Origin of the sequence: Paenibacillus sp. 1-18, assembly GCF_000520755.1 — a bacterium.
In the GTDB taxonomy this organism is placed as follows: Bacteria; Bacillota; Bacilli; order Paenibacillales; family Paenibacillaceae; genus Paenibacillus; species Paenibacillus brasilensis.
The window spans coordinates 35637-46785 of sequence record NZ_ASSB01000208.1 but is presented as its reverse complement, the minus strand read 5'-3'; the positions used below and the strand labels follow the sequence as shown (position 1 = coordinate 46785).

General features: G+C 38.0%; 9 protein-coding genes and 2 pseudogenes. 9 read left to right on the top strand and 2 right to left on the bottom strand.

The window, feature by feature from the left end; translation table 11 throughout:
• A pseudogene (locus L693_RS0113335) lies at positions 1–526 on the top strand (transcriptional regulator); the annotation flags it as partial.
• 378 nt (positions 527–904) lie between these two features.
• On the opposite strand, the gene L693_RS0113330 reads toward L693_RS0113335, so the two are convergent.
• On the bottom strand, positions 905–1564 hold the full coding sequence (locus L693_RS0113330; protein WP_025717682.1) for a hypothetical protein: 660 nt from the start codon (positions 1562–1564) through the stop codon (positions 905–907).
• A 123-nt stretch (positions 1565–1687) separates the two neighbouring features.
• Here L693_RS0113330 and L693_RS0113325 point away from each other — a divergent pair, with 123 nt between their 5' ends.
• The 8 genes and pseudogenes from L693_RS0113325 to L693_RS0113285 form a co-directional block, all read left to right on the top strand.
• Entirely contained in the window at positions 1688–1897 is a 210-nt protein-coding gene (locus tag L693_RS0113325) for a hypothetical protein (RefSeq protein ID WP_025717681.1), read from the top strand.
• 406 nt (positions 1898–2303) lie between these two features.
• The gene (locus tag L693_RS31420; protein ID WP_025717680.1) at positions 2304–3506 is read left to right on the top strand and encodes a WXG100 family type VII secretion target; all 1203 of its coding nucleotides are present in this window, start codon (positions 2304–2306) and stop codon (positions 3504–3506) included.
• 4 nt (positions 3507–3510) lie between these two features.
• Positions 3511–3915 carry a hypothetical protein gene (locus L693_RS0113315; RefSeq protein ID WP_025717679.1) on the top strand — a complete coding sequence of 135 codons (405 nt, stop codon included), beginning with the start codon at positions 3511–3513 and terminating at the stop codon, positions 3913–3915.
• A 963-nt stretch (positions 3916–4878) separates the two neighbouring features.
• Entirely contained in the window at positions 4879–6384 is a 1506-nt protein-coding gene (locus tag L693_RS0113310; RefSeq protein WP_025717678.1) for a DEAD/DEAH box helicase family protein, read from the top strand.
• A gap of 606 nt (positions 6385–6990) precedes the next feature.
• Complete coding sequence (locus L693_RS0113305) at positions 6991–7629, top strand: hypothetical protein (RefSeq protein WP_025717677.1); 639 nt, start codon at positions 6991–6993, stop codon at positions 7627–7629.
• Between the two features lie 568 nt (positions 7630–8197).
• Positions 8198–8383, top strand: a complete 186-nt coding sequence (locus tag L693_RS0113295; protein ID WP_013309546.1) for a helix-turn-helix domain-containing protein — start codon at positions 8198–8200, stop codon at positions 8381–8383.
• Between the two features lie 98 nt (positions 8384–8481).
• On the top strand, positions 8482–9609 hold the full coding sequence (locus L693_RS0113290; RefSeq protein WP_025717676.1) for a site-specific integrase: 1128 nt from the start codon (positions 8482–8484) through the stop codon (positions 9607–9609).
• A gap of 75 nt (positions 9610–9684) precedes the next feature.
• Positions 9685–9885, top strand: a pseudogene (locus L693_RS0113285) (YunC family protein); the annotation flags it as partial.
• Between the two features lie 149 nt (positions 9886–10034).
• Here L693_RS0113285 and mtnA read toward each other — a convergent pair.
• Positions 10035–11144, bottom strand: a complete 1110-nt coding sequence (gene mtnA / locus L693_RS0113280; RefSeq protein WP_025717674.1) for an S-methyl-5-thioribose-1-phosphate isomerase — start codon at positions 11142–11144, stop codon at positions 10035–10037.
• Between the last annotated feature and the right edge of the window lie 5 nt (positions 11145–11149).

Genomic DNA, 11149 nt, shown 5'->3' with positions numbered 1-11149 from the left:
AACGGATACGGATGAAGAAACCTTGAAATGGAAAAAGAAGTTTGAGGATTGGGCAGTAGTAAATACGTATGTAAATAAGCTTCTTTCAGGCGAAAGGAACGTGCTTCCCGATTATGTAACTTATATTTCTTCAAGAAAAGATGAGGTTCTTCCCGCGCTTGATAACATCCTTGAGGCGGCTAATCGATATCATTTTGATGTAGATCATATATTAAACCAATTCGAAGTGGACATTTCATCTTATCTGGAGCAACAAAAAGTTGAAAGCTTTTATACTCAACGATTCATAACAGAACGCTTTATACATTTTTCAAAGGAATTATCCGCCTATTATTTGACCAAGGAAAGATTTACTGATGGCTTTATATTTTTATTAAGTTGTTTAGAAAAATCTACATTAATCAATAATAAATCGTATATAATTAAATGTATGAGTCTGTTTGAGTCTTATCATGAGTATGCATCATCTGAGACAAAGGCAGCGTACAAAAATATGATTAATGAGGTGAATAAAGATGAAGTGTAAAATCCTTTTAACCTTTTTAGTAACCAGCTTTATGTTAGTAGCGATAGTAACTGTTCCCATACAACCTCAAGATAAAGGGTCCAGCTATCAACCGACATACCACGGCGAAGCGTAAGCTATTAAAGATTGTCCTAAGAATCAATATCACAGTAGAACCTAGAAAATACAATCTTTACAAGAGGTTAGATGGGATTATCCGTCTAGCCTTTTTTTATGTTAGGGAATGAATAAGGACGGTAAAGAAGCGAGGAATTGCAATTATTTATTTAGGATTACGTCTGAAATTTGTAGAAAAAACAGCGGTACCGTTAATGACAAAATTTAGCCATTCGTACCGCTGCGTATTAGGATCTAAAGTGAGGTTACATTTTGGATCAGTTATCTACCATAACTAAATAAAAAGCCTTGGCTAATTGGTTTTCTCATATGACCGTCCGTTCCAACTGTATAGCCGAAAACACCAAGCGAAACCCCACCGGATTCTGTTTGTGGAGTATCAACTACAGCAGTTCCAGTGATTTGTACCTTTTGAGTAGGGAAATTACCAGTTGTAGAAATGGTTCTAGCATGTGTATCTACTAAAGTCCAAGATCCATCACTAACTGGTGCCCAATATGTTTCCAAAACATTCGAAATCTCACCAAATGAACCACTACTATATACTGACATTACCGAATACAATCTAGCAGTTACAAATCCATCCTTATAATCTTGATATACAGTACGTGTTTCGTAGCCGTTTGTAGTAATATCCTGTGGTTTAATCGTTTTACTTTCTTTCAACTCGCCCGCAGTGTAAACCACATTACCTGACTCTTTTTCAACTACGTTTATTTCAACTTCTTTTGCATTTTCGCTTCTTTGAATGTCATATTTATCAGAACTGTAGGGTAGATCAACATAAAGAGTATTGAGCTGAACATGCTGTGTAGGTGCCTCGCTTGCCTTCGCTTGTTCTCCTAGTATTCCAGAGAAACATGCTAAAAAAACAACAAAACTCATTAGAACTGCGGGTAATGCTTTTTTGGATTTAAACATTTTTTCAATTACCTCCAGAAATTAGAATTTTCTAACCTCCTCATTATAGTACTATCTGAAATAATTGTAAACAACTAATAGAAATGATATGTTATTGTAAACAATTGACTGGAGGTGTGTTGGATGGATATAGGTGAATTAGTGCAGTATTTAAATCGGATGAGTTCTAGCTTAAGTGAAATAGGGGATAAAACGAGTTCAGGTTTACAGGACATTGAAATTAGATTGAGCGACTTAGATGGTACTCTTACTATGACCAATGTTTTACTCATCATTCTAATTATTGTTGTTGCCCTAAATACATTTCTAAAATGGAAAAACTCAAAGAATTAGTCATCAGCTCATTAAATATGTTCATTCATGAATGCCCCTATAGATGCCAGAAAGCTGCGGCGATCTGGTTAGGGGTATATTCTTATGGATTGAGTATAGGAGCTACTAGTACATGGAAAAGACTGCGAGCCTAAAATACAATTCAGTATTTCCAAGAAATTAACATAAGCAAGCAACATCTACATAATTGTAATGCCCATAGAGGGACGAGGTTTAAAGCTAATAGTGACACGTTGATCCATGTAACTTATAACTAGGGGGATAATACTTTTGACATAGTAACCTGTCTATTTCAGTTCAAATGTCACATAATATTAAAAGGAAATATCAGGATAATAGATGGATGTCCCTAAACATCTTCTTCTGATAAGATTATTTCCATCAAAATTAAAGTGGGCGTGGTAGAATGGGGAGAATTTTAGTTCCACCTGACAAGCTGATGCAAGTGGCTGAACAGTTCTTGCACGGTAAACACGAAATGGAACGTATGCTGAATTTTTTGAGCGGGCGAATTGATTTTGTGCAACAAGGCTGGTCGGGGGCCACCCGAGAGAGATTTTTTCAGGAATTTCAGGTTTCTCGACAATCCATGAGTGTGACGATTGAACGACTATCGACAGTAGCACAGGAACTTATTTTTATCTCAAAAAACTTTACACAGGTGGATGGGGAAAAAGTGGTACTGGATGTGCCGGGAAATGGTGTACCAACGGAAGCCGAAATAGCAGCAACACAATGGTGGGGGAAAGTAGAAAATGAAATTGATTACGCTTCAGAAGTTGGAAAAGAATTTGTGTTGGGTGCATCAGCGGCTTTTACCGAGGATGTTACTCTTGGTATACTCCATAAAAATTATGACTTCGATCATCCGTTTGCTAATACATTAGGAGGGCTCGCAGGGCATACATTTGCTTCTGTTCTAGGCATACTTGGGACGGTAGTAGGTGGGGCTGGAGAAGCAGGGTCTTTTGCTTTGGATCTGACAGGAATCGGTGCTATTGTAGGAGTCCCCGCAGGTGTACTCTCAGCAGGAATGATGGCAGCAGGTAGCAATTTAGCTTTTAAGGGAATTAGCGGAGGCTTCGAACAGACAAAAGATATGTATCGGTTGATGAATGAAAAAGATGCAAAAGCTGCTGAAACATCTAAACCATCTGGTGTGAAAACTGAAAAGAATACACATTCCGAAGGGAAAGAGCAAACTACTGGTAAAAAATTTTCTGAAATGGATTCGGAAGAACAATTAAAAATAGCCAAAGATTATGCCCAGAAATCACCTATCGAGATTCCAGAAAATGCAACTATGAAGCCGAAATCTATGAAAGACGGCTATGAGCAAATAACATATAATTGGAGAGATGATACTTACAAATACGAAGTTAGGTGGCATACGAGGACTTCGGGGGCCCCAGAAGATCAGGGGAACACTTGGGTTATACAAAGAACTGTACCTGGTACTGGTGGACAAAAGCCTAAATCATTCTTTAAAATTGGAGAAAATGAATGGGTCGAAGGCTATAAATGGTATGATGCAATAGCAGCAAGGAAGCAAGGAACAGCCACATCTGAGCAAGTAAGGATTTTGGATCAGGGACATTGGAAGGAGTAAGAGTATGAAGACAGATAAAGTAAATGATACCTACTATGCTGGATTTGAAGGAGAACCAGAAATAAGATTGATTTATAAAGATTCAGATGAAAGCTACATATTGAAGATATGGAATGGATACTTTGACACATTATTGGATTGCTTGGTTCAAATAGAGTCTGCACAAAGTAATATACTAAGTGAATATTATGCTCACGAAGGTTGGTATGAGGAAAGTCCATGGGAAGTGAAAAATATTAGAGAGACCCTACAATTGTTTACTTCATTTGATATTAACAATTTGACCGAGGAAGAAGCGAAAAGTTTGACAAATATATTACCTGTAATTCCTGATCTTAAAAACGATATAATTAAATTGTTAGAGAGAGCGGTAAATGGAAACGGCAACGTGTACATTGAATATGATTAATAGTTCATTAAGCTTGCTCCTTTAACAATAAAAAGGAGTGAGCTTTTTTATTGCTATCCAATCTCAATAAAGGGGGATGGTATTTGCATGCACCTTCCTTGAAACGAAGGTGCGCCAAATTTAACTCACCATGCTCTAAACCGTGACAACTGTTGTACTTGGGTAGGCTAAAAAAGTCTATACATAATGCATATACTTTCAAGGATGTAGCTGAGGTCTATTGGTGGAAACGGATGAAGTAGGATCAATCTACCGACAAAATAGCGACTCGAATTTTTCGCTTCCTTTATATATGTGTATTTCAGTGACTACAAATATACATGGTTGAAAAATAAATAAAAGGAAGGGGTTGACTTTGGTGGAACATATGCTATACTGAAATGGTGACAGAGAAAAAACAATAAAATGAAAGGAAAAACAAAGTGGTTTTGTTAAATGCTAGTTGAAGAATTACAGACTATACATAACTCGTTAGACGTTTCAAAAGCAGAAGTGAGCAACTAAATTAAAAGTAACACCCAGTAAGTAATTTGAGTAAATAAAATACAATGTGAAAACGGAGGGAGTGTTACGGAGACACAACTTCCTAGATTGAAGTCTGTCTCTTGAATTTATTCGATCTTTGACAATCCAAATTATAGTACTTGCATAGGTGAGGTTATCTTTCGTTTAAGGTAATTTTATCGTTGTCGACATTCACGCTCGGTTGCGTGAGTATTATTCAATTTGCTCGAAATTATAACAGGACTATAAGTCTGTTTAGGCGAATGAAATTGATTTTATGATGTGGAGCATTTTGTCTAATCAAGATTTAAAGGTTATTTGTTGTATGCTTTTTTCGAGAAATAGATAAGAGTAACGGGAGCAGTCTATATTTCTATAGGTGCGATGTCATTAGTTTGTGTAAATTGTACGTTTATCTTTATTTAAAGATATTTACGCAATAAGCAGAAAGGAGAAATTTTGACACAATCAACAAGGAAAAGACTGACTGTTTCAGATGTACTAACTGAACATATCCACAAGTGGCAACGTGGAGATATTATTACAATTGAAGCTGGTACAGGTGTTGGTAAAAGTCACTTTATAAAGAATGAACTCTATCCCATAGCGAAAAAAGAGAGATCTAGGATTCTCTTTTTCCTCAATCGGACTAGGCTTAATGAACAGTTTCAGGAGGAAATTAAAAGGGATGGGAAGTCGGATGTAATTACAATTATCTTGTATCAAAAGTATGAATGGGAGCTACAAAAAAATAGTGCGATTGTCAAAGCAGACTATAAGTACATAGTGTGTGACGAGTTTCATTACTTTCTAACTGAGTCAAGATACAATAAAAACACAGAAGATTCATTCTATGCGATGATCAATGAGAAAAGTAAGATAAGAATATGTATGTCTGCAACTGCTGATGCAATGATTGCATTCTTAAAGTATAAAAATATAAAACACGAAAGTTATTCTATTCCTCATGATTACAGTCACATCAAGGAATTGATTTTCTATCAGAATGACAAAGTGTTGGAAAAGTTTCTACGTCAAATACCCAAGAATCACAAAGCGATCTGTTTCACTAAAAGTTCAGCTAAGGCGTTCAAACTACATGATACATTTAAAAACTCTATGTTTGTCTGTTCTCCTTCTGGAAGCGCTCCAGAGAAAAAGCACATGGACAAAGAAAAGGTTAGTAAGATGCTGATTGATGAAAAGTTTGACGAACAGTTTGTATTCAGCACATCTACCCTAGACAATGGCATCAATCTAAAGGATAAACTAATCAAGTATGTGATTGTCGATATTATGGATATAGACGTTCTGATTCAGTGCTTAGGTAGGAAGAGGATCATCGACCAATCAGATAAAGTCACGATTATTATTAAAAATATTTCGAATAAAATGTTGAACAAACTAATTAGAGACTGTGATAAACAGATTAAACCTGCTTTATACCTACAAGAACATGGAACATCAAGTTATGTGGAAAAGTACAGGAAGCAGTCTAATCTAATTGTATATGATCGTCCAGTAAATAATGAAGTTGGATATGATAAAGCCATCAATGATTTAATGTTCTTCAAAGAAATCTATGACAAGCAGTTTTTTGAACAAGTGGTCAGTGAAGAAGACGGTTATATGACTTACATAAAATCGAAGCTCCAACAAGATACATATACAATATTGGATGATACATATGAAAAGGCTGATATTACTGACTACTTAGATACAATTGTAGGTAAACGTTTATACAAGGAAGAACAAGCAGAGTTAATTAAAAAATTGAATTTACGCGATGGAAGAGATAGGAGATTAAAGAGCTACAGGACAATTAATGAATATTTTAATGAAGATAATATGCCTTACAACATTAGAGGTAAAAATAGAGATCAAAGAAGAGTTTTAGAAAATGGGGATATCAATCCAAACTACAATAAAACTTTTTGGCTACTAGCAAAACATCAATGTTTATAAGTGTTTTTAACTTTCTTTGCAGCATTTTTGTGGAAAAACCCTATAGTATACAATTACGCTAATTTAAAAAAGGCAGTATTTATAAGTGTTTTTAATCATCTTTGCAACATTTTTGTGGAAAGTGCTTACAAACGAAGAAACTTTCTGATACATATAAAGGTAAGTTTCACAAATTAGGAGCATAGGGGTGAATTGCCGAAGGCAAGAGGGGAAACGGTGACAAGCAATACTACTATGTAGCGTAGCGGAATAGTTTTATTGCCACTGAGTTTCCCTTGCACTTAAAGCTTTTAAAGATCAAGGCCAAAAGACTCTCCGCAAGCGCTGCGCTATTGCTACGTCATCCAGTCACAAGTGACTGTCTGTAATTTGGATTCTTTTTATTGTTTACAGTTACATAAGCAGCAAAAAGATGTGGAAGCTGATTTTGATTCCTTGGCTTTGTTGTACATAAATTATAGGGATTATAGCGCTAAAATTAATTTGGGGGCTCATCTTTACGTTTTCCATGTAGCCGCATAGACTTACCATAGAGGCGGTTTGTAGATTAGATGTAATGAAGTAGCAGAATTAATACCAATACATATACAAGGGAGAGTACTATTTATGACTACCATAAAAATTAACCACGAAAAAGAAGCACAACAAATTAGCAATTCGATTTTTATCTATGACAAGACAACTACTAATTCTTTCATAAAAGCCGCAGGGATGGAATACCAAGAATATCCGTGTGTTGCTGTACAGGGTGTAACTGATAATCCACAGTTTATTGAAGATATTCACGTATGGTATGAAGATAGAAAAGGAAATATTCATGATGCATTTGAATATCCCTTTGGAAATATCGAGAACGATCCTTATACATATAACCATTTTCGATACACTTTTGATGAGTATGATAAGGTAGCAAATGAAATTACCATTGATATCCGCTTTGTTGGTGGTGAGAAGTTTTCCTTTGTTAAAAAGCTTAGCGATTATACATTTTTCAATAAACAACTCCAAAGAATGTTCTATAAGGTTGATAGTGAGTCAAGTAAGCAGCCTGAACAAATTGAGCAAGAAAATGAAGAAGGTGAAAGAATTGCTTTTCGATGGGATAACGGTGTGACAATCAGTGTCCAAATAAAAGAGCATGATTGTTTGAATAATGCAATTTCTGGTGCATTAAAGAAGCTGGATGAAGTTGGCGTAACCACAGGGAAAAGCCTGGGATACGTGGACTGGATCAATGGTAAGTAAAGCCACTTAGTAAATTGATACTATAGGATTTAAAAGGGGTGATGCGCTTGATTGGTTAGCATGTTTGGATACAGCATTCTATAGTATCCTTTTACATATTCTTTTCTTATATAAAGTTGACTGAAATAGTAGCCGACTTCTTCAACCCGTTTTATATTCTTTAATGAGGTGGTTATTATGGAAGGTAAAAAATTTGTTCTTATACTTTTACTTTTTTGCTTGTCCGGTATTATAGGACTAATCGCTTTAATGTATGGATTCCTCTGGTTAGTTTTCAACGGATAGTTTATAAAATCAACATTTTACAATCAGGTGTTGTATTTAAAGAGTGACCAGCAGAATTAGCATAACATAGAATGGCTTCACACAGGCGTAAATGTTGTTCTAGGGCGTATATGGTTTCGATTAGCACAAGAGGGAAGGACTATAAATTTGGAAGCTAAGAAGACAAGCTAGAGTCTATACATAAGAAGTTGAGAAATAGCACGGCAAGATTTATGAAGCAGTTAAACAAGGAATGGAATAGGACAAATTAAAACATACATAGGAGTATTTTGAGGTGAGCGTGATGACTAAAACGATGGAAAGTGGAAGAGTTATGATTGGTGTGACGGATATTATGCGTAAGATGGGAATCGGGCGAGATAAGGCATATGAGTTAATTAAATCCAAGCAGTTTTACACCATAAAATTAGGAACCAGATATCTGGTGCATGAAGATGTGTTTGAAGACTGGATGAAAGGTCGGTTATAGCTGATTACAAGTAGGTTAAGGGAGGCTTTCATGTGGTATGATTACTTTTAGTCACATGCTTGACCTCCTTTCTTATTGTCACAAGAAGGGAGTTTTAAATGGCAGAACCTTTTGTTAATGAGAAGACAAAAAAATGGGATTTTGTTTTTGGTTATTACGATGAGACTGGGAAGAGGCGGCAAATCCGCAGAAAAGGCTTTAAGACAAAACGTGAAGCAAATGATAAGATGATTGAGCTTCAGAATGATGTGAAGAATAAAGAATATATCAGGAAAGATAACACTACACTCAATGAGTTTATGGATTACTGGCTGGATAACATCCGGGTTCATGAATGTGGCGAAACAACGCTTTACAATAACAAGTTGTATTTCAAAAATCATATTAAGCCTAAATTCGGAAAAATAAAGTTGCAAAATTTTGATTTATTGAAATGTCAAAATTTCGTGAATGAGTTGCACAAGAAGAATTTTGCGAGGAATACAATAGATCGCATTACAACGATGGTCAAAAAAGTATTTGATAAGGCGATTGAATATGGCTTCATCAAAGAAAATCCCATGCGAAAAGTGACACTTCCCAAGCGAATAAAAAAAGAAATGTCTATTTGGACGCTGGAACAAGTGAATCATTTTCTCCAATGTACCAAAGAAGATCGTTATCATTGTGTTTATGGACTCGCTTTATTAGCAGGAATGAGACAAGGGGAGATTTTAGGGTTAAGATGGAAGGATATTGATTTTGAATCAAAGACAATTACCATCAGACAAACGCTTGCTCATTATGGAACTCGGATCAAATCTGGAGCTAAAACTACCGCCGGGGAACGTAAAATATCTATACCTAATCAACTGATTGCGATTCTTGAAGAACAGCGTAGGCTACATGAAGCTTACAAAGTAAAGTGGAAAAGAGAGTTTGGAGACGGTTTTATCGATATGGATATTGTTATTTTCAATTTAAAAAATGGTAAAACGGTGTTCCCTGCTAATTTGTCCAAGGCTTATAAAAGAGATGTTTTAAGTGCCAAGCTCCCACATATTCGCTTTCATGATATGAGGCACACCCATGCGACGATGCTGTTGGAAAAGAAAATGAATGTCAAAGTGATTTCAGAGAGATTAGGTCACAGTAAAATATCTGTCACGCTGGATACGTACAGTCATGTACTTCCTAGTATGCAACAAGAGGTAGCTGAGGAGCTTGAGCAGATGATTTTGTTGTGATTCTTGTGACCTTTTTGTGACCTCAAATGGGTTGTTGCGTAAAAACTGTTGATATAAAAGGCTTTTTTGATGGTTCATATCATGTGTGGTGCACTGGATGTCGGATTGCTCAATGAGCGGCTGGGAGATCGGAAAATTCTCGCCGCACGAGCTGTGGGGGTAAAGACACTGAAGGAATTGCTGGAAGCGCCGATGGAATCGGTGACGACGGAAGCCGAGCAGCTGGGGATTAAGCCAGGTATGCCAGGATACGAAGCACTTTTGAAACTAGTCTAAATAAAGTTTATACACCATGCCGCATACAAAAGTAGAGGAGCAAAAAACGAAAAACCGGGGCTCCTTGGCTCCGGTTTGTTCTATGAGAAATCACTTTATCAATAAAACAATTCAGTCCTCATACGGGCAGATTGATCTGCAAGAACAGATCAATCTGCAAACAAGGCGGTTAGACTGTCGCTAAAGGGAGCCTGGACAATCCCTTTTTCGGTAATGATGGCGGTAATATACTCATGAGGGGTAATATCGAAAGCCGGGTTGTAGACTTTGATGCCCTGCGGGGCCGTCCTTTTGCCAAAGCTTTCGGTAATCTCCTCCGCAGAACGTTCTTCAATGGGAATATCTGCGCCTGTTGCAGTCTGCAAATCAATTGTAGATAGCGGCGAGGCTACATAAAAAGGAATGCCATGCGCCTTTGCCAGCACAGCCAGGCTATAGGTGCCGATTTTGTTGGCCACATCGCCGTTAGCGGCTACTCGGTCTGTGCCCACAATGACGGCCTGTACCCATCCTTTGGACATTACCATGCCCGCCATATTATCACAGAGCAGAGTTACGTCAATACCTGCCTGCTGAAGCTCGAAAGCGGTCAGGCGCGCACCTTGCAACACGGGGCGGGTTTCGTCGGCAAATACTTTCAGATGGATGCCATTCTCCTGTGCAAGGTACATAGGCGCGAGTGCTGTTCCGTATTTCGCTGTCGCCAATCCGCCTGCATTACAGTGAGTGAGGACGCCCATTCCGTCCTCAAACAAAGGTAAAGCATGGACGCCGATCTGGCGGCATACTTCCTCATCCTCTGCCTGAATGGCTACGGCTTCATGCTCCAGCCCGGCATTCCAGTCCTCGACCTGACCATCGCCAGCTTCAGCGATGAGTTCCCCGGCCCGCTTTTTCATGCGGTCCAATGCCCAGAACAGATTGACAGCCGTGGGTCGCGACGTAGCCAAATGTCCGCAGACACCGTGTACATGCTCCAGCCACCCAGCCGCGTCTGTGCCGTCATATGCGGAGGCACCCAGTACAACGCCGTAGGCAGCAGCCATGCCGATGGCAGGCGCACCGCGTACCTTCATAGCATGTATGCCATCCCATACTTCCTCAGCTGTGAACAAATCCAGCATGACAATCGTCTCGGGCAACAGACGTTGATCCAGCATGGATAAGCGGTCGCCTTTCCATACTAGCGAGGACAAAGCCTGACCAAACACTGCGGCTTTTGCAGAGGTTACTGAGGTAGATTCCTTTTTTTTACTCATATCCA